The sequence below is a fragment of the uncultured Ruminococcus sp. genome (assembly GCF_947301925.1).
Classification (GTDB): Bacteria; Bacillota; Clostridia; order Oscillospirales; family Ruminococcaceae; genus Ruminococcus.
The window spans coordinates 17,356-36,169 of sequence record NZ_CAMYUE010000012.1 but is presented as its reverse complement, the minus strand read 5'-3'; the positions used below and the strand labels follow the sequence as shown (position 1 = coordinate 36,169).

The window sequence follows — 18,814 nt, the reverse complement described above, 5'->3', positions numbered from 1 at the left end:
TTACAGAGTTATATGTTTTTCGTCGAGGAGCTTTTTCAGGCGCTTCATGGCCCGTCCGCAGCGTACTCTCACCGCCGCAGGCGTCATGTCCACCATTCGGGCTATCTCCGCAGAGGTCCTGTTATAGTAATACTTCTGTATTATTATGACAGAATCGGGAGTGCCCATTGCGCCTATCAGGCTGAGCAGCTGCTGTGAAAGCTCGCTTTTTTCCGCGTCTCCCGCCACATCGGCCTCATCTGCTATTCTGTTCATGCTCTCGTCGCCGTCGGGGAGGTCCATTCCGCGCTTTGAAGCAATGGACCTCCTCATGCTTATGGCCGCGTTCCTTGCGGCAGTGCCTATGTAGGACTTCAGCGAAATATCGCTGTCCTTTCCCAGCTTCATCATCACAGAGGCGAATACGTCTATCACGCACTCCTCCGTATCGCTGATGCTGCCGAATCCGCTTATAAGTCTGTTGACTATAGCATAAACATAGCTGTAGTATTTATCGAAAAGCTCCCGCTGCCCGCGGGGCGGAGCCTCCTGCATAAGGCAGAGTATCTCACTGTCAGTCATATGCTACCTCCATATCCTTTGTCGTAGGGATCAGATCTGTCCTCACCCATAATAACGCAGTGCAGCAACAATGTGTAACACTATTTTAGCATTTTTTATTTTTAAGTGCAAGATTTTGTATCAGAAACAATGGATCTGATACTTTTATCCGATTTTCAGGTTGATTTTTTTATAATTGTATGGTATAATATTTACGACAGTTATGCGCATTACACAAAAAAACGATAAAGAGGTGAAGAAAACATGAGGATCTTATTCATAGGCGGTACAGGCACTATCAGTATGGCCGTAACAAAGCTCCTTGCACAGCAGGGACATGAGGTCATTCTGCTGAACCGCGGCGGCAGGAACAGCGAGCTCCCTGAGGGCGTTAAGGTCATAAAGTGCGACATATCCAACGAGAAAGACGCAGCAGAAAAGCTGGAGGGTATGAGCTTTGACTGCGTGGGCGAATTCATCGGCTTCGTGCCCGAGCAGGTTGAGAGAGACTACAGACTTTTCAGCGGAAAAACAAAGCAGTATATCTTTATAAGCTCCGCCTCGGCCTATCAGAAGCCCCTTTCGGACTGCGTGATAACCGAGAGCACTCCCCTTTCCAATCCCCACTGGCAGTATTCCCGCGACAAGATAGCCTGCGAGGAGTACCTGATGAAGCAGTACCGCGAAAACAGCTTCCCCGTAACTATAGTCCGCCCCAGCCACACCTACGACGAGAGGTCGGTGCCGCTGGGAGTACACGGCGACAAGGGCAGCTGGCAGGTGGTGAATCGTATCATGGAGGGCAAGCCCGTCATAATCCACGGCGACGGCACCTCACTGTGGACGATTACCCACAACAGCGACTTCGCTGCTGCCTATGCGGGACTTATCGGCAATATCCACGCCATAGGCCAGGCCTTCCACATAACCTCCGACGAGAGCGTGTCATGGAACCAGATCTACTCCATTATCGCGGACGAGCTGGGTGTGGAGCTGAAGGCCTGCCATGTATCGTCGGAATGGCTCAATGCTGTGGGCCCCTACGACTTTGAGGGGACTCTCATCGGCGACAAGTCCAGCACGGTCATATTCGACAACTCAAAGATCAAACGTGCAGTGCCTGGGTTCACAGCGAAGGTACGCGCAGATCAGGGCATAAGGGATACCGTAAGGTATATACTCGCCCACAAGGAATGTCAGAACGACGATCCCGACTTCGACAGCTGGTGCGATAAGGTCGTATCGGCTATGGAGCTGGCAAAGAATGCAATGAAATGACATAAACGATCACAAGGAAACACAACGGAGGTATACAATGGATAATTTTCAGTTTCACAGCCCTACCGAGTTCATCTTCGGAAGGGATACAGAATCAAAAGCAGGCGAAATGGTAAAGAAGTACGGCGGAACCAAGGTGCTGATACACTACGGCTCGGGCTCTGCGGTGAAGTCGGGACTCATAGACCGCGTTAAGGCTTCCCTCGATGAGAGCGGTATCGCCTACACGGAGCTGGGCGGCGTTCAGCCCAATCCCCGCGACACACTTATATATAAGGGCATAGAGCTCTGCCGCAGCGAGGGCGTTGACTTCATTCTCTCGGTGGGCGGCGGCTCATGTATCGACTCCTCAAAGGGTATCGCCCTGGGCGTACCCTATGACGGAGACTTCTGGGACTTCTACGGCACGGGCAAGGAAGTAGAAAAGGCTCTGCCCATAGGCACTGTGCTCACTATCGCAGCCGCAGGCAGCGAGGGCTCGGGCGCCTCTGTAGTCACCAAGGAGGAGGGCAGCCTCAAGCGTGATGTGGGCTCAGACCTGCTACGTCCACGCTTCTCCATACTCAATCCCGAGCTCACCTGCTCACTGCCTGCATACCAGACAGCCTGCGGTGCTACGGATATAATGGCTCACGTTTTCGAGAGATACTTCACCAATACCCGTGAGGTCGAGATAACAGACCGTCTCTGCGAGGCAGTGCTCCTCACCATGATAAAGGAGACTCCACGCGCTATCGCCCAGCCCGACAACTACGAGGCAAGAGCAAACATCATGTGGGCAGGCACTGTCGCCCATAACGATATAGTAGGCGTAGGAAGGAGCCAGGACTGGAACAGCCACGGCATAGAGCATGAGCTCTCCGCTCTTTACGACTGCGCTCACGGTGCAGGCCTTGCGGTCATCATGCCTGCATGGATGGAATTCGTATACAAGCACGATGTTATGCGCTTTGCACAGATGGCCGTCCGCATCTGGGGCTGCCAGATGAACTTCGAGTTCCCCGACGAGACCGCTCTTGAAGGCATAGCCTGCTTCCGCAGCTTCCTCCACAGCATAGGTATGCCCATAAACTTCGAGCAGCTGGGCGCCAAGGAGGAGGATATCCCCGTCCTTGTGGAGAAATTCGGCCTCGGCGACGGAAAGACAGGCGGCTTCGTACACCTGACCTCTCAGGACATTGCAACTATCTACCGCATAGCCGCAAACGCAGGTCTGTGATGACCGGATACACAGATATCCCGTATCCGTGTACCCGTGCTTTGAAAAGGAGTGACGAATATGTTTGAATACGACGAGGTATCCGAGCTGTACACTGCCGACCTCGGCAACGTGGTCATCACCTGCGATGAGATGACGGACGGCTCCGAGGAGCTGGCTGAGAAAGTAGCCGAAAACTACGCGGCGAAGCTTGACGATATAGCCGATTTCCTCATAAAAGAGGGCATCAGCGACGTTTTCGGAGAGCTCACCCCCGAGGAGATAAAGGACGGTCTCGGCGTTCCGAGTATAGATATCGGGAACCAGATAATAACCTATGCCGACCACACTCTGGACGACGCGCACATTATAAGCTTTGAATATGACGACAGGGAGCTTGACGGCTTCATGTACCTGAGCATAACGGAAAGTTGAAAAACAAGCCCGTAAAGCGTAAACACACCGCTTTACGGGCTTTTCTTGCGTGGACGCAGGTCGCCGATGAAAAGGGCGGTCCCTCCTATGAGCAGAGGCAGCGCCTCCCTGCCGTATATGTACACCGCCCATGCTGCGGCAGCTGTCATAAGCAGCTTCACCGCGGCAAGGATAAGGTCTGCCGCCTGCTCCGCGGAGCTGCCCGCTGTCAGCAGTGCTATCAGCGCTCCGCCGTCGAGACTGCGATAGGGCAGCATATTGTATACCGCCGCCATAAGGTTCAGGGCAGCGAACTCCCCGCCCCGTCCCATGATACCCATGGCCGCATATACGGCTGCGTTCACCGCGGGGCCTGCAAGGAGCACCGCCATATCATGCAGCACAGGGGAAGCTCCTGTTTTACGGGTATCTATGCGTATGCCTGCGGCTGTGAAGCACACCGAGGCCGCGCTTCCTCCCGTCAGCGTAAGCACTGCAAGGTGGCCTGCCTCATGGAGAGCGCAGACAGTATAGAAGGACAGCACCGACCTGCCGTCACGGACAAGGAACACCATTGCGTTGAACACCAGAAAGGAAAAATCTATCCTTACCGCCGTCCGCCCCAGTCTAAAGCTTATCAATCAGTTCCGCCAGCAGGTCTATTGGATTGGGCATTATGCTTCCCTCTGCGGAGAGGGCGCGTATCCTGCCGAAGACCTCCCCTGTGATATCGGGATAAAACATATTCCCCACGAAAAAGGCCGCCCCTATGACTATGCACAGCACAGCCTGTACTGCTATGATATCGTCGGCTCTGTTCTTTCTTTTCATCTCATAATCTCCGCAAAGCGCCTCCGTACCGTCCTCACGGTCAGCGCAGAAGTCCTCATGGTTCTCCATAATATCACCTCTTTAAATTTTATGCAGATTTTACCGCAAAATGCAGAAATCACCATGTTTTTTACGGCACTCACAGCTCATAATAATCATGCGGAGCGATCCGCACACACAAATCAGAGGTAAATGCTTATGAAGATACACCCGTATGCTGCACTGCTGACCGCGGCAGTCATGCCGTGTACTGCGGTATATGCCGCAGACAACACCATTATAGGCTACGGTCAGGGAACGGCAACAGACGAAAAGAACCGTCCCCTTGACGCGGTGCAGTTCAACAGCCGATACGGCGACCTTGATGCCTTCGCCCTGTCGGAGGATGAAAAGCGAATAATCATCACCTTTGATCAGGGCTATGAAAACGGCTATACCGCAAAGATACTGGACACACTTAAGGAAAAGGACGTTCAGGCCATATTCTTCCTGACAGGTCCTTATGCAAAAACGGAGACCGCTCTTGTAAAGCGTATGATAGACGAGGGACATATCCTCGGAAATCACGGCATGACTCATGCGAGCCTGCCTACCCTCTCCGATGAGGACGCAAAGGAAGAGATAATGTCGCTTCACAGCTACGTCATGAACAACTTCGGCTATCAGATGCAGTACTTCCGCTGTCCCTGCGGAGAATACTCCGAGAGAGCGCTGGGCATAGCACAGCAGTGCGGCTACAAGACTCTTTTCTGGAGCAGCGCCTATGTGGACTGGAAGACCGACTCCCAGCCGCTGCCCGAGGAGGGGCTGAAAAAGCTCACCGAAGCAGCACACGGCGGAGAGATACTCCTGCTCCACTCGGTATCCTCCACAAATGCGGAGATACTGGGCGACCTTATAGACAGCTTCCGCGCTGCGGGATATACGGTATAGACCACGGGCCCGGGGATTTGTTGTCCCCGGGCTCTTTCTGTGCCATGTCACCATTTCCGCTCCTCCCTCATATCATATATCGAGGGAGGGAAGGCTCCCTCCCTTAGTACGGCGGTCCGCCGCCATATGGAGGAAATACTATGGCAACTTTCTATAATCAGGCTACCCTGTCCTACAACGGAACAGTGGCCAGCTCAAATATAACCGCAGGCGAGATAATGGAGGTGCTCTCCGTTTCCAAGGCAGCTGTGCTCGACAGCTATTCACAGGACAGCAGCAACACCTTCATTATCAGTATAGTGAATTCGGGCTCTGTCTGCTACAACGACCTCACCGTCACCGACGATATGGGAGAATACAGCTTCGGCGAGACAGACGGCACAGCCGTTCCCATGTCCTACACCGAGGGCAGTCTCCTGTATTACGTCAACGGCGTACAGCAGCCCACTCCCGTTATCGCCTCTCTTTATCCGCTTACGGTAACAGGCGTAAACGTCCCCGCAGGCGGCAATGCAGCTCTTATCTACTCTGCGGAAACAAACGCCTACGCACCCATGGGCTCCGGCGCGGAAATAACCAACACCGCAGCTGTAAGCGGCACAGGCTTCGGGCCTGTAACAGCTTCCGCGGATATATCCTATGCCGAGGGCATAGACCTTGCCATCAGCAAGTCCCTCAGTCCTGCGGCTGTGGAGGAGAACGGCGAGGTGACCTACACCTTCGTTATCCAGAACTTCGGCACCACAGCTGCGGAGGCTGCCGACAACGTTATCTTCACCGACACCTTCACACCTGTCCTCAGCGGCCTCACAGCGGAGTTCAACGGCGCTGTATGGGCATCGGGCACCGACTACGCCTACGATCCCGCCACGGGAACATTCACCAGCCTTGACGGCGTCATCACAGTACCTGCGGCGCAGTTCTCACAGGATCCCGACACAGGTCAGTGGAGCACACAGGCAGGAGTAAGCACTCTCATCATAAAGGGCAGGCTTTCCAGATAAAGCCTCCTTAACAACAAAGCCTGAAAGCGGTTATCCTGCTTTCAGGCTTTTTATATAAAGCGGCTGAGCCCATGAACGGGATTCCAAAGGGACTGTGTTCCTTTGGCGGAGTCCGGGGGCAGAGCCTCCGGCGGGGTTCGGGGCAGCGCCCCGAAAGAACCAAGGCGCCTTACAAGAGAAGGCGTCCCCTACAAGATCAACAGCAAATGAGGGATAATATCCTCAGATTATCTTCCCCTCGAAGTGATCCATCTCATGCTGGATTATCTCCGCCTCATAGTCGCGGAAGATACCGCGGCGGCGCTTGAACTTCTTGTCCAGATACTCCACGGCGATAGTGCGGTAACGCGTCACGCTGCGGACTCCGCTGAGCGACAGGCAGCCCTCCTCGGTTTCGTAGGTCTCCTTTGAGCGGTCAACTATCCGCGGGTTTATCATAGCCACATACTCGTCGCCTATAAGCGCCACAAGTATGGTCTTATGGACGCCTATCATATTCGCAGCCATACCCACGCATCTTTCGGAATTGGCCTTAACCGTATCCAGCAGGTCTCTGACTGTCTGCATATCCGCTCTTGTGGCGGGCTCGGACTTTATGCCCAGCACAGCCTCGTCCCTGACGATATCCTTTACCATAAAAATACTCCTTCTCATAGAAAAAACGGGACAGCACTGCCCCGTTCATGTTTATTCCAGTCCGAGAAACGCCTTGAAGTTATCGGCAAGTATCATCTGGTTCTCCTTCTCGGTGAAGCCCAGCTTCAGGAAGCGCATCAGCTCGTCCTCGTGGCTCCACATGGGGAAGTCGGAGCCGAAGAAGCAGTTCTCAATGCCGTATTTCCTTACAATGCCTGCCGCTCTTTCGGGAGTCAGGAATGCCAGCGATGAGCTTACGTCGAATCTCACGTTCTTAAGGCCTGCAAGCATCTCCTCAGCCGCGTCCCACTGCTGATAGCCGCCCAGATGAGCAGCAAGTATCTGAAGCCCGGGGAAGTTCTCGTTTATCCTCTTGATGCGGTGAGGATTTGAATAATCGTATCTTGAATCACCGCAGTGTATGAGCAGGGGCAGTCTGCCCTCCATGAGCTCATATATTCTGAAGGCCTCGGGAGAATCGGCATTGAACTTCTGGAAATCGGGGTGGAGCTTTACACCGTGGAGTCCCAGAGAGATTATCTGCTCGATATCCGCCTCAAGGTCTGCGGAGTCGGCGTGAGTTGTGCCGAAGCCGTAGAAGCAGGAGTGCTTTTCACATTCCTGAGCGATAAAGTGGTTTATATTATTGGTCTGTCTCGGACTTGTGGCAGTGGAGCACACAAGGTACTTCTTAACGCCTATCCTGCTGCCTGCCTCTATGAGCTTTTCGCTGAAGCCGCGGTTATTCATAGGCATATCGTAGAAATGGCCAATGCTGTCTGTAGCTGTGTCGGCGATCTTATCGGGGAAAATATGGGAATGAGCGTCTATTATCTCATATTTTCCGTATACCTCTGGATTCATTCTTACATCTCCTAATTACAGATTCACAGAATATTATACTCCATATCCTCAGATTTGTCAAATGTTAGTGCACGCTTACAACTTTTTCAAAAAAAATTTCTCCTTATTCAACCGTTTTCGTTTGAATTTCACCCCTTTACGGACCATTTATGAAAGCGCTTTCAAAAATCTATAAGGAGGAATCATAATGATCACCATTTTAAAGGAAAGATTCAGAAGCTTTGAGGAGGGCAGATCCGTGGTCACAGCAGAGATAGCTGTTGACGCAAAGACCGACCTCCCTGCCGCCGACGGTATCGGGGGCAGGATACTTTCTCAGGGCTCCATCGCATGGGAGATCTCCACAGGAGCTCTCTTCGGCTTCGGCAGCGACGGCAAGTGGGTGGATCAGAGCTCGGGAGAGGTCTACGATCCTGCGGAGGAGGCATGATAAATGCTTTACGAGGCACTCACACCAAAAAGAAGCGTAGTTCCCGATGATCTCTACTCCATGCTTGGAGGCAGCAAGTTCACCGAAAAGGAGCTGACAGGGGCACTGCCCCTGCGCTTCACCTCCGATGGCAGCTCCCTTATGGACTGGCGCATAAAAGGCGCGGCAGGAGGCGTCGGCAAGGCAGGGCTGAACAAGCTGAAAATGCGTGAATACGCTCTTGCAGACGGTCTCAGCAACAACTCGTCGGATCCCACATACCGTCAGAACATCAGGATAGACTTTTTCAGTATCCCTGTTGTTCCCCCGAATACACCATACACAACGGCCTATCAGCAGTGGATGATCGCAGAAACGTCATATACCGGCGATGACAGAACGGACTACACTGCCGACGACCGCCCCTGCGACTATCAGCACTGCCAGTTCTTCGGCCGCCTGAGAGCAGGCAGCTACAAGCTGTTCTGCGAGTATTACCGTGACAGCGGATACCCGTGGCTGCTGAGGAATCACGACAACGAGAATCCCTATATCGCCCTGCTCACCGAGGATAATGTGCTGCTTGTGAAAAAGTCCATGAATCAGGCCTACGCCCCTGTCGTACAGGATCCGCTCTTTGACGGCTATGATTCGTACAGACATGATTTCTACCACGAGGAGTACCCGTTCACTGTATCTTCGGACACCTCGGTTGGCTTCATCAGCAAGATCTATCCCGAATACAACAGCAATGTATTCACCCGCTTCCAGATAGTACCTGCCGATACTGCCGCAGTTCCGTTCTACATCGACGCAGATGTAAACGGCGTCACCTGCTGGGAGCCCTATCATACCACGCTTCCCGTTACGGTGCGCAGCGGAGCACAGTCCGCGACAGTCACCATAGACCTGGGAACGTCCCTGCTGGGCGAAAACGACACTGTGAGCTTCACAGGCACATCGCTGACCATACCCACATTCAGCGGCAGGAACATCATCGAAGCCGACACCGACATACAGCCCTCGGAGATGTACATAAAGTACATCGGAACATAAGAAAAAAGCCCGTGACAGCTCACGGGCTTTTTCACCATATTTCCGCGCTCAGGATCTGTCCTCCAGACGACCCTTTGCAGCGCTTTCCTTTTCAACGTCGATACGCTCCAGAACTATCTCCCGTCCTGCGATGCGGAAGCCTATCTCCTGATAGAAGCTTACTCTGACGTCCAGAGCAAGGAGATAAGCTCTCTTTCCAAGTCCGTTGAAGAACTTGGCCAGCCATTTCAGGAACTCCCTTGCATAGCCTCTGCCTCTTGCAGCCTTGTTTGTGGCCACCTGTCCGATGAGGACGGTGCTTCCGATATCGAATACCGCCGAAGCCGTTGTGGAGTTGCGGTATGTGAATACCCTGCTTATACCGTGGCGGCAGCGATGGGAGGTATCGGTGTACCACAGCGAGAAATCGGCTATATTCGGGAAGCCCTCGCTGAGTATCTTGTATACGTCGGGGAGACTTGGATTGAACTCAACGTGCTCCTCTATAGCCTCAAGAGGCGTATCATCGGGTATGAGCTCGAAAATGGTACGGTTCAGCACCTGATACCTGTCGGGTATCTTTATGCCCTCAAGTATCTTCTGGTCGCCCTCTATACGGAAGGGCACGTTCATGCTGACGAACAGGTCTATCTCCTGATTGGGTTCAAGCCTGCCGTCGCCGCATATTATCAGTGTGGAGTTGATAATGAACATGAAGCCCACGCCTTTTTCATCGGTTATCTTGTAAAAACGGCAGAATTCATAATTGGGACCGTATGCCCTCATATAGGCCAGCATCTTCTTGCCCGAGAGGGTCTTGTTGAGCAGGACGCGGTCGAGCTCGTATTCATGTTCGATAAGTGTTATCATAGTAAAGGTATCCTCTTTGAAAGATTTTTCACAAGCTTGTATGAGCTTACAAGGTCGGACATATCAATGACCGACGAGGGAGAATGGAGGTATCTGCACGGTACAGACACGGATATGGTGCGGACTCCCTTGCCGCTTATATGTATTGAGCCTGCGTCGTTGCCGCCTGCTATCATGGTCTTGGTCTGGCAGGTTGCAAGGTCGAAGGCCAGTCTGTACAGCTCCTTGTCGTAGATGGTCCTCTTGTCCATGAAGGACACAACGGGACCTCTGCCAAGCTCGCAGACTCTCTTCTCGCCTGTAACGCCGTCGATATCCGCAGCGGTGGTGGCCTCCAGCACGATGGCGAAATCGGGAGCCACGGAGAATGACGATACCGCCGAACCGCGGAGACCTATCTCCTCCTGTACGTTGAATACGAAGTAGGTATCGTAATCGGGCTTTTCCTGCATGAGCTTTATCATGATAGCGCAGCCTGCACGGTCGTCGATAGCCTTTGACCTTACGCAGTGCTCGCCCAGCTCCGCAAATTCAGCGTCGAAGTATACACAGTCGCCGAGGAAAACGTATTTCTCGGCCTCCTCCCTGCTTGAAGCGCCGATGTCGATATACAGGCTGTCAATATCGGGAGCCTTTTCGCGCTGCTCCTTGCTGAGATTATGTACAGCAGTAGAGCCGATGACTCCGCTGATACGGCTGCTGCCCACCTTTACCCGCCTTCCGATGACTACAGAGGGATCTATGCCTCCCACGCAGTCAAAGCGGAGAGTTCCGTCGGAGCGGATATACGTTACCATGAAGCCCACCTCGTCCATGTGGGCGCATATCATCAGTTTCTTTTTGGGAGCCTTTCTTCCCTTCCTGAAGCATATGAGATTTCCCAGATCGTCTATGCTGTACTGGCAGACGTCCTTGACCTTGCTGATTATGAGGTCGCGGACAGCGCCCTCGTCCCCCGACACTCCGTCGGCGAGGCACAGTTCTTTCAGAAGCTCCTTCATCATCAGCCCTCCTTTATGAATGCCGCAAGCAGCTTTGCGGTAAGCTCAACGTCGGTGAGGTCGATCACCTCAACGGGGGTGTGCATATTTCTCAGAGGTATCGACACGGTGCAGGTCTTTGCGCCGCAGCGGCTGACTGCATAGCGGTCGGCATTGGTGGAAGTAAGTCCGCACATGACCTCTGTCTGGTAGGGGATATCCTCAGCCTCCGCAGCAGCGGCAAGACTGTCGCTGATCTCGCGGGACAGCGACGGGGATACGCCTATCATGGGGCCGCTTCCGAGATATCCGCACTTGGTCTCGTCCTCGCCCATGGCAAATCCGAAGCTTACGTCAACAGCTATGGCGATATCGGGATCAACGGCGAATGCGCCGATCTTTGCGCCCCTTTCGCCTACCTCCTCCTGTGTGGAGAAGATAACGGTGACGTTATAGGCGGTTTCCGCTCCGCCGAGAAGCTCCAGAGCATAGAGCACAGCGGCAACACCGCAGCGGTCGTCAAGGGCTCCGCCTGTGATACGGGTACCTATAAGATCGCGGCATACGGCGTCAAAGGTGATGGTATCGCCCGAGGAGACTATCTGCTCCAGCTCTGCCCTGGACATACCTGCGTCTATGGCGATGTCGCTTATTTCGGGAACGGGTGTCCTGCCATTGGTAAGATGCGGCGGTGTGGAGCATATAACGCCCTTGATATCGCTTTTTCCGTGGATAACAACGGGCTGTGCGGGAAGCAGTCTGCGGTCGATGCCTCCGATATTCCCCACCTTGATGAAACCCTCGTCGGTGACGGCGGTCACCGCAAAGCCCACCTGATCGATATGGGCGTCGAGGACAAGGGAAGGACGGCCTTCCACATGGGTGCCGAAGCGTCCGATGACATTTCCGCCCGATATGGCTGCGTCGGGGCAGAACTGCCGGAGCATTGACAGGGCGAGGCCTGCTGCGTCCTCTTCGCTTCCCGAGGTACCCGAAGCTTCAGCCAGCTCGGTGACGGTTTTTTTCAGATCCATTGCATTAACTCCTTTCATTACATGATCATAATACATCAATATATATTATAGCAGATACGTCAGCTTTTTTCAATAGCCTTCAGGTATAATTTATGCAGTATTATCCCGAAAGACGAAAAAGGAGCAAAAAAGTACGGGAGCCATAGCTCCCGTACCAATGATCTGAAGGAAATAATCAAAACAGTATGTCCTTGAAGCACAGCTGCGGTCTGTTGTTGTCGAAGTCCCAGCTGTGATATGCGTCGCCGTGGCAGAAGTCCTTCTGGTCGCACTTTGAACAGACCTCATTATCGTCTGCAAGATCGCGCCTGAATATCTGAAATTTATTCTCCCAGACATCGCTGAAGCGGTCGCGGAGGATATTGCCCTGTACGAACTCGGGTCTGCGCTCGATGTCGAGGCAGGCTATGATATCGCCGTTTGCACAGATACTTGCGGTGTACAGACCTGCTGTACAAAGGAAGTACCAGTCGCGTACCTCCCTCTCGTACTCCATACCCAGATAGTGGCTGCAGCCGTAAGTAACGGGCTCGCCTGCAATCCTCTTGTTCCTTATGAACTCAAAGAGGGTCTGATAGTCCTCCTTGGTGAGTATGAGCTCGGGGTGCTGCTTTGCACGTCCCATGGGCTCCATATTTATGACTCTCCATGAGTCGATATCCATTTCATTGAATATTTTGAACAGCTCGTCGAGCTGGCCTATATTCTGATGAGTGACCACAGTTGTCACCTGCACATGATCGAAGCTGCCCACACGGATAAGGCTCTCGATGCCGTTCATGGCCTTTTTATAGCCGCCGGGAGTCCTTCTGAAGGCGTCGTGGGTCTCCTCAAGGCCGTCTATGCTTACGGAGATAGTACCCATGCCCACTCTTTTCAGGTCTCTTGCCACGCTGTCGTCGATAAGTGTGGCGTTGCTGGTCATGCCCCAGGCAAAGCCCAGTTCGTGAGCAGCTCCCAGTATATCGAAGAATTCCTTCCTGAGCAGGGGCTCTCCGCCTGTGATATCCAGCATCTTGCCCTTGGTGGTCATATCCTCCTTCACCTGCTGAAGGAATGTGCGGTACTGTTCAACAGTCAGCTCCTCTGACTGTACCTCTCCGCAGTAGCTTCCGCAGTGCATACATCTCTCGTTGCAGCGCAGGGTAAGCTCCAGGAAAAGGTTGCGGAGCTGAGGCTTTTTCATCAGCGAGCTCCTGTATTCTCTCATCTGTCTGAGATGATCCAGCTTCATTTTTTCATCGAGCATATCTTACTTCTCCTGAGTTGTAGTATCCTGAGGCTGAGCCTCCTGAGCAGGGGTATCCTGATCCTCAGCAGTAAAGTCAGTGATAATGTCCTTTATGGGAGCTATGCCGTAAAGAGTTACCACAACGTCCTGACGGGGATCATATGGGGCAGTGGTTGTTGTGGTGGCAATGGGATTGTTCTCGGGAGCTGTTCCGGGAACATCAGGATAGATCTGCTCTATCTCCACATCATGGCTTCCGTACCAGTAATGGAACTGCTGCTGGAGCTCCTGCTTTGTTACCTTGCCCAGAACGTACTTCTGCAACAGGATAAGATCAGCGATAGTGAGCTTGCCGTCGTTGTTCATGTCACCGTAGTAAGCCTCTTTATACTCATCACTGTACTTATCTGTGCCCTTTATCAGCATCTTTCTTACTGAGAGAACGTCAAAGCTGTCAACGGAGCCGTCAAGGTTCACATCGCCCACCCAGTCCTGGATAGGAGGACCGTAAACAGGCTGAGGAACGGTAGTAGTTGTGGTAAGGTATTCCTCAAGGTTTATAGGTGCAGTTGTTCCGTAGAGAGGCGTGGGATAATCGGTAGTTGTGGTCATGGTCAGAAACTCCTCGATATTGCTTGTAGTCGAGGTAGTTGTGGTAGTCAGCTCATGAGGCGGCCTTGTACCGTAAACAGGATAAACTGTCGTTGTAGTAGCGGCAACTATATCCTGCTGTATATCAGCGCTCTGTTCAGAAACTCCCCTGTTTCCGTTCTGTTCCTTTATTATCTCGTCCCCTGCAGCCATAGTTGGAAGCGCAGACATATTTGCTGCTGCGAACATTGCTGCGGTAACAACTGTTCGTAATGACTTTTTCATAATAAAAACACTCCTTTCGATGATCTATGGCGTGACAGCCGAAAGAGACAGCAAGTGATATCCGAATGGTGATCGGACGCTCGGCTGTCACGGTTCCACAGTGCTATTAAATAAATGCCGTAAAAGTACGGACTTTTTCCCTTTTGTTACCATCTTTGTATACCTGCACAAAAGGTCAAAGAAGTCTTTGTGCAGTTTTAATATTCATCGTCCTCAGGGAAATCATATTCTCCCTGCATACCATTGCCCGAGCCGTCATTATTGACCTCGGGATACTTATCCGCTATCATATCGCGGAAGCCCTTTATCATCTGGCCGCCGTCGCCGCCTTCCATGCTATCCGTGGCGGGAGCGGCCTCCTCAGCCGTGGGAGGGCCGTAGACCGTGACGATGTCGCCGCCCGTATCGCAGCCCGTCAGCATTGCGGCTCCTGTGAGTATTGCCGCCATAAGGGCGGTCTTCCGGTTCTTTTTCATGGCTGCACCTCCGATGCGGAGCTTATCGCTCGGGAGTCTCGGGAGGACCGTATACAATCTGCACGTTGTCCTCCGACGGGTCATAATCCGTGGTAACGGCCTCTGTAATGGGATCGGTAACGAATTCGTCCGTCGGCGGAGGACCGTACACCGCGGGAACTGTGGCATAGGATGATGTGTTTTCCGTCACAGGCGGACCGTAAACGTCCTGAACATTGTCGCTGCCGTGATCGCAGCCGGTGAGCATGGCAGCTCCTGTAAGTACAGCTGCCATAAGTGCGGTCTTCTTGTTCTTTTTCATGGATATCCCCTCCGATCTGTAGTTACTTTAATTGTACTCCTTTACGGAGCATTTGTCAACCTCGGAGCAGAAAAAAGCTCCCGCATGATAACGGGAGCGATGTTGCATATATCTGTGAGAACGGGCGCTTATTCTTCCCCGTCCTCATCATAGAATACATTGTAATTCACAGCGCGGTGACTGTAGGTGCTCAGCACCAGTCCGATCATGGCGTACATACTTATAAGGGCGGTGCCTCCCGCACTGAGGAAGGGCAGCGGAACACCGATAACGGGCGCTACCTTCAGTACCATTCCCACGTTCATGATACAGTGTGAGAGCACCAGTCCGAAGGCGCCCATGCAGATGAACTTGCCCAGATGATCGCGGCAGATACGGCTGTCGCCGAATATCTTCAGGCATATATATGCCAGTATGATTATAAGTCCCAGAGTTCCCACATAGCCGAATACCTGTCCTGCATAGGTGAATATGAAGTCATTGTGTATCTCGGGAACGGTGATATAGTCCTCGGGCTTGCCGAAAAGTCCCTTGCCGAAAACTCCGCCCGATTTCAGTGCTGCAAGTCCCAGATCCTGCTGATACTCGATATACTCGGGGTCTGTTCCGGGGTGGAAGAGTATGAGTATACGCTTCTTGTGGAACTCGCTGAGCACGAAGAACCACATGGCGGCAACTCCCACAGCTACCACAAAGGGAGCTGCAACAAGGTACTTCCAGGATATCTTTGCGGAGCATATCATGAATACGAATATTGCCGCAAAAACGATAGCCGTTCCGTAGTCGCCCTGAAGTCCTATGATGCCTATGGGGATCATGCCGTGTATTATCAGCAGCAGCATATGCAGAGGCTTGTTCATATCCTCCTCATCCCGTGAGAGATGATAGGCAAATGTCAGTATAAAGGTCAGCTTCAGCACCTCAGAGGGCTGGAACTGGATAAAGCCGAGGTTCAGCCATGCCTGGTCGTCCGCGCCCTCTCGCTGATAGCCCAGAGAGGTAAAGGTCAGTCCCACCAGCACCAGTGACAGGGGGACGAATACGACCCAGAGCTTTACCAGCTTGCGGTAGTCGATAAAAGATATTATTATCGCCGCAACTATTCCTGCGCACATGGAGAAGGCCTGTGTCTTCCAGTAGCTGGAGCCCACTGTTTCAAGGACCTTGTTATAGGTTATGGAATATATCAGCAGGGTGCTTATGGCAGCGCACAGCGTGACCGCAAAGAGCAGTCCTGCGTCTATACTGTGTTTGCCCGAGGGCAGTTTTTTGAATGCCGATTTCATTGTTTCTCCTTTTGATCTTTTCTTTATTATGCTGAGCCCATGAAAGGGATTCCAAAGGGTTCACAACCCTTTGGCAGAGTCCAGAGGCGGCGCCTCTGGCAGGGTTCGGGGCAGCGCCACGAATACATCAGGCGCCTCGCAAAGGGTGAATTCAAAAACAGTCCGGTGGACTGTTTTTGAAGAGGGAACGCCTTGCAAGAGAAGGCGTTCCCTACAAGATGACCGTACATGGTGGGACATCGGGGACGCCGTCCCCTACAGCTGTCACTCGTTCCAGTATTTGCGGTCAAGGCTCCTGAACTGAGCAGCCGCTGCAACATGGGGCTTCTTTATCACCTCTGAGCCGTCTATATCCGCAATCGTCCTTGCAACCTTCAGTATGCGGTCGTAGGCTCTGGCGCTGAGTCCCAGCCTGTCGAAAACGTTCTTCATCAGGGTTTCCGCTGCGTCGTCCATGGGACAGAACTCCTGAAGCTTGTCGGGAGTTATCAGCGCATTGCAGGTTATACCCGTACCGCTGAAGCGCTGCTCCTGTATGGCTCTTGCGGCAATTACACGCTTTCTTATCTCTGCGGAGCTCTCCTCCTTGATTTTTGAGGAAAGATCGCCGAACTCCACGGGAGCTACCTCGATATGCAGGTCGAAGCGGTCAAGAAGCGGCCCCGAGATCTTTGAGAGATAGCCCGTGACCTTGTTCTTCGGGCAGATGCACTTCCTCTTCGGGTGGCCGTAATAGCCGCAGGGACAGGGATTCATTGCTCCTATGAGCATAATGGTGCAGGGATAGGTCACTGTCCCCGACGCCCTTGCGATAGTTACCTTTCTGTCCTCAAGGGGCTGACGCAGAATCTCCAGGGTCTTGCGGTCGAACTCCGCCAGCTCGTCCAGAAACAGCAGGCCGTTATGGGCGAGGGATACCTCTCCCGGGTGGGGCACTGTGCCGCCGCCTGCAAGTCCTGCCGAGGATATGGTGTGATGGGGCGAGCGGAAGGGCCTTTTTGTTATTATGGGCATTTCGGGAGTAAGTAATCCCGAAATGGAATGTATCTTTGTGGTCTCAAGAGCCTCCTCAAAGGTCAGGGGCGGAAGTATGGAGGGCATACGCTTTGCCAGCATACTCTTTCCGCTTCCCGGAGAGCCTATCAGCAGGGCATTGTGGCCGCCTGCCGCAGCTATCTCCAGCGCCTTTTTCGCTGACTGCTGTCCCCTTACGTCGGAGAAGTCCAGGGGCTCGTTATAGGCAGCCTCGGGCGGTATATACCTCTCGCAGGGAGAAAGCCTCTCCTCATTGCGGAAATGACGGATAAGCTCCTCCGCATTGCTGACTGCGTATATGTCCACGCCGTCTATGACAGAGGCCTCCTTTGCGTTCTCCGCAGGGACGAACACCGATTTTATGCCCTTTTCACGGGCAAGCATGACCATGGGCAGCACGCCGTTTATGCGGCGGATATCGCCGTTGAGGGATATCTCTCCGATGAAGGAGCTGCCGTCGGTATCCTCGCTTATCATACGCATAGCGCGGAGTATAGCCATGAATATGGCCATATCATGCACCGAGCCGCTCTTTTTTGTGTCGGCAGGGGCAAGGTTTATCATAACAGAGGCAACGGGAAAGCTTATGCTGCATGAGCGCAGGGCTGCGCGTATACGCTCGCGGCTCTCCTTTACCACCGTGTCGGGAAGTCCCACTATCTCGAATACGGGATTTCCGCGGCTGATATCTATCTCAACATCTACGGGAAAGGCATTCAGGCCGAAAAGTCCCAGACTCGATACCTTTGCAAACATAGTTTTCCCCCTTTATCTAAGTTTCATTTCGCTGAACAGCACCACTCCGTATTTGCCCGACTTTACCGTGAACCTGTCCGGTGCAGCCTTTTCCGCCGAAGCTGCTGTGATATCCAGCTCCGGCATATCGCCGAGACCGTCAGTCTGCTCCGACATCGGCTGGGCAAACTCAGTAAGATTGCGGAGCTGATCGTTACCTTCACCTTTTCCCATATTGCGCTGACTTCTGAGCTTTTCGCGCATGAGCCTGTCGTATGGGTCGCGGTAATAGCCGTCGGGGCTCTGCTTCTTCCTGTCGTCGTACTCCGCAAGCACCACGCTGAACACGGGATAGCCCTCGGTCTTTCGCAGCTGTCGGAAGTCCACATAGCCCTTCAGCATACCGAAGCATTTTACAACACCCACTCCGCCTATTATGACCGTTACGGCGTCAAGGGCTGTCAATCGCACAAATAATGAAAAAACAAACATCAGCGCATAGAAAAAGAACAGTATCACGTCGTATTTCTTGCGCTCTGTGCAGCCCAGAAGCGCCATTGCGGCGGGCAGAAGACTTATGACGCTCTGCACCACCGAAAAGAGGAAGCCCATGTCGCCGTCGGCTTCCTTCAGAGTGAAGATGAGCGGCAGCCAGCCCACAACATGGAGAGGTATACCTATCAGCGATACTATACACAGTACCGCACTGGCTATCAGGCTGAACTTCAGTATACCGGTGCTCATTTCGTTTATGGCATCAAGTCTGCCGCGGCATATAGGATAATGAAGATGATCGGGCTTTTCCTCAAGATCGGGATTTTTTCTGAATTCCATATCATCCTCCGCCA

At 52.9% G+C, this 18,814-nt stretch carries 22 protein-coding genes; 7 read left to right on the top strand and 15 right to left on the bottom strand.

Annotation, left to right across the window (positions count from 1 at the left end):
• Complete coding sequence (locus tag Q0Y65_RS12160) at positions 1-561, bottom strand: RNA polymerase sigma factor (protein WP_297960152.1); 561 nt, start codon at positions 559-561, stop codon at positions 1-3.
• Between the two features lie 243 nt (positions 562-804).
• On the opposite strand from Q0Y65_RS12160, the gene Q0Y65_RS12155 reads away from it, so the two are divergent.
• From Q0Y65_RS12155 to Q0Y65_RS12145, 3 genes are read left to right on the top strand one after another with little or no spacing between them, the layout of a single operon-like run.
• A complete protein-coding gene (locus tag Q0Y65_RS12155; protein WP_297960150.1) occupies positions 805-1,818 on the top strand; it encodes an SDR family oxidoreductase in 1,014 nt (337 codons plus the stop codon).
• A 37-nt stretch (positions 1,819-1,855) separates the two neighbouring features.
• Entirely contained in the window at positions 1,856-3,037 is a 1,182-nt protein-coding gene (locus Q0Y65_RS12150) for an iron-containing alcohol dehydrogenase (protein WP_297960148.1), read from the top strand.
• Positions 3,038-3,097: 60 nt separating this feature from the next.
• Positions 3,098-3,451 (top strand): hypothetical protein, encoded by a 354-nt coding sequence (locus Q0Y65_RS12145; RefSeq protein WP_297960146.1) that lies wholly within the window; start codon positions 3,098-3,100, stop codon positions 3,449-3,451.
• 32 nt (positions 3,452-3,483) lie between these two features.
• On the opposite strand, the gene Q0Y65_RS12140 is transcribed toward Q0Y65_RS12145, so the two are convergent.
• Both Q0Y65_RS12140 and Q0Y65_RS12135 read right to left on the bottom strand, forming a co-directional pair.
• Positions 3,484-4,071, bottom strand: coding sequence for a hypothetical protein (locus Q0Y65_RS12140; protein ID WP_297960144.1), 588 nt, complete (start codon positions 4,069-4,071; stop codon positions 3,484-3,486).
• Positions 4,058-4,330 (bottom strand): hypothetical protein, encoded by a 273-nt coding sequence (locus Q0Y65_RS12135; RefSeq protein WP_297960142.1) that lies wholly within the window; start codon positions 4,328-4,330, stop codon positions 4,058-4,060. Before Q0Y65_RS12135 ends, Q0Y65_RS12140 begins: the two co-directional genes overlap by 14 nt.
• Before the next feature lie 123 nt (positions 4,331-4,453).
• Here Q0Y65_RS12135 and Q0Y65_RS12130 point away from each other — a divergent pair, with 123 nt between their 5' ends.
• Both Q0Y65_RS12130 and Q0Y65_RS12125 read left to right on the top strand, forming a co-directional pair.
• Positions 4,454-5,194 (top strand): polysaccharide deacetylase family protein, encoded by a 741-nt coding sequence (locus tag Q0Y65_RS12130; RefSeq protein ID WP_297960140.1) that lies wholly within the window; start codon positions 4,454-4,456, stop codon positions 5,192-5,194.
• 140 nt (positions 5,195-5,334) lie between these two features.
• Positions 5,335-6,198, top strand: a complete 864-nt coding sequence (locus Q0Y65_RS12125) for a hypothetical protein (protein WP_297960138.1) — start codon at positions 5,335-5,337, stop codon at positions 6,196-6,198.
• 222 nt (positions 6,199-6,420) lie between these two features.
• Here the strand turns inward: Q0Y65_RS12125 and Q0Y65_RS12120 are convergent, their stop codons facing one another.
• Together Q0Y65_RS12120 and Q0Y65_RS12115 are read right to left on the bottom strand one after the other, a co-directional pair.
• Positions 6,421-6,834 (bottom strand): peptide deformylase, encoded by a 414-nt coding sequence (locus tag Q0Y65_RS12120; RefSeq protein WP_297960136.1) that lies wholly within the window; start codon positions 6,832-6,834, stop codon positions 6,421-6,423.
• Positions 6,835-6,885: 51 nt separating this feature from the next.
• The gene (locus Q0Y65_RS12115) at positions 6,886-7,698 is read right to left on the bottom strand and encodes an amidohydrolase family protein (protein WP_297960134.1); all 813 of its coding nucleotides are present in this window, start codon (positions 7,696-7,698) and stop codon (positions 6,886-6,888) included.
• Positions 7,699-7,885: 187 nt separating this feature from the next.
• On the opposite strand from Q0Y65_RS12115, the gene Q0Y65_RS12110 reads away from it, so the two are divergent.
• Both Q0Y65_RS12110 and Q0Y65_RS12105 read left to right on the top strand, forming a co-directional pair.
• The gene (locus tag Q0Y65_RS12110) at positions 7,886-8,128 is read left to right on the top strand and encodes a hypothetical protein (protein WP_297960132.1); all 243 of its coding nucleotides are present in this window, start codon (positions 7,886-7,888) and stop codon (positions 8,126-8,128) included.
• Positions 8,129-8,131: 3 nt separating this feature from the next.
• Complete coding sequence (locus Q0Y65_RS12105) at positions 8,132-9,163, top strand: hypothetical protein (protein WP_297960130.1); 1,032 nt, start codon at positions 8,132-8,134, stop codon at positions 9,161-9,163.
• Between the two features lie 48 nt (positions 9,164-9,211).
• Here Q0Y65_RS12105 and Q0Y65_RS12100 read toward each other — a convergent pair whose 3' ends face one another.
• The 10 genes from Q0Y65_RS12100 to Q0Y65_RS12055 all read right to left on the bottom strand — a co-directional run bounded on the left by Q0Y65_RS12100 (position 9,212) and on the right by Q0Y65_RS12055 (position 18,800).
• Positions 9,212-10,012: a GNAT family N-acetyltransferase gene (locus Q0Y65_RS12100; RefSeq protein WP_297960128.1), complete on the bottom strand. Its 801-nt coding sequence runs from the start codon at positions 10,010-10,012 to the stop codon at positions 9,212-9,214.
• A complete protein-coding gene (locus tag Q0Y65_RS12095) occupies positions 10,009-11,013 on the bottom strand; it encodes a M42 family metallopeptidase (RefSeq protein WP_297960234.1) in 1,005 nt (334 codons plus the stop codon). Before Q0Y65_RS12095 ends, Q0Y65_RS12100 begins: the two co-directional genes overlap by 4 nt.
• Before the next feature lie 2 nt (positions 11,014-11,015).
• Entirely contained in the window at positions 11,016-12,026 is a 1,011-nt protein-coding gene (locus tag Q0Y65_RS12090) for a M20/M25/M40 family metallo-hydrolase (protein ID WP_297960126.1), read from the bottom strand.
• A 175-nt stretch (positions 12,027-12,201) separates the two neighbouring features.
• Positions 12,202-13,275, bottom strand: a complete 1,074-nt coding sequence (locus Q0Y65_RS12085) for a radical SAM/SPASM domain-containing protein (protein ID WP_297960124.1) — start codon at positions 13,273-13,275, stop codon at positions 12,202-12,204.
• 3 nt (positions 13,276-13,278) lie between these two features.
• Complete coding sequence (locus Q0Y65_RS12080; RefSeq protein WP_297960122.1) at positions 13,279-14,133, bottom strand: dockerin type I repeat-containing protein; 855 nt, start codon at positions 14,131-14,133, stop codon at positions 13,279-13,281.
• A gap of 197 nt (positions 14,134-14,330) precedes the next feature.
• A complete protein-coding gene (locus tag Q0Y65_RS12075) occupies positions 14,331-14,609 on the bottom strand; it encodes a hypothetical protein (protein WP_297960120.1) in 279 nt (92 codons plus the stop codon).
• A gap of 22 nt (positions 14,610-14,631) precedes the next feature.
• Positions 14,632-14,910 carry a hypothetical protein gene (locus Q0Y65_RS12070; RefSeq protein WP_297960118.1) on the bottom strand — a complete coding sequence of 93 codons (279 nt, stop codon included), beginning with the start codon at positions 14,908-14,910 and terminating at the stop codon, positions 14,632-14,634.
• A 128-nt stretch (positions 14,911-15,038) separates the two neighbouring features.
• The gene (locus Q0Y65_RS12065; RefSeq protein WP_297960116.1) at positions 15,039-16,196 is read right to left on the bottom strand and encodes an FtsW/RodA/SpoVE family cell cycle protein; all 1,158 of its coding nucleotides are present in this window, start codon (positions 16,194-16,196) and stop codon (positions 15,039-15,041) included.
• A 264-nt stretch (positions 16,197-16,460) separates the two neighbouring features.
• Positions 16,461-17,987, bottom strand: a complete 1,527-nt coding sequence (locus Q0Y65_RS12060) for a YifB family Mg chelatase-like AAA ATPase (protein WP_297960114.1) — start codon at positions 17,985-17,987, stop codon at positions 16,461-16,463.
• A gap of 12 nt (positions 17,988-17,999) precedes the next feature.
• The gene (locus Q0Y65_RS12055; protein WP_297960112.1) at positions 18,000-18,800 is read right to left on the bottom strand and encodes a hypothetical protein; all 801 of its coding nucleotides are present in this window, start codon (positions 18,798-18,800) and stop codon (positions 18,000-18,002) included.
• Between the last annotated feature and the right edge of the window lie 14 nt (positions 18,801-18,814).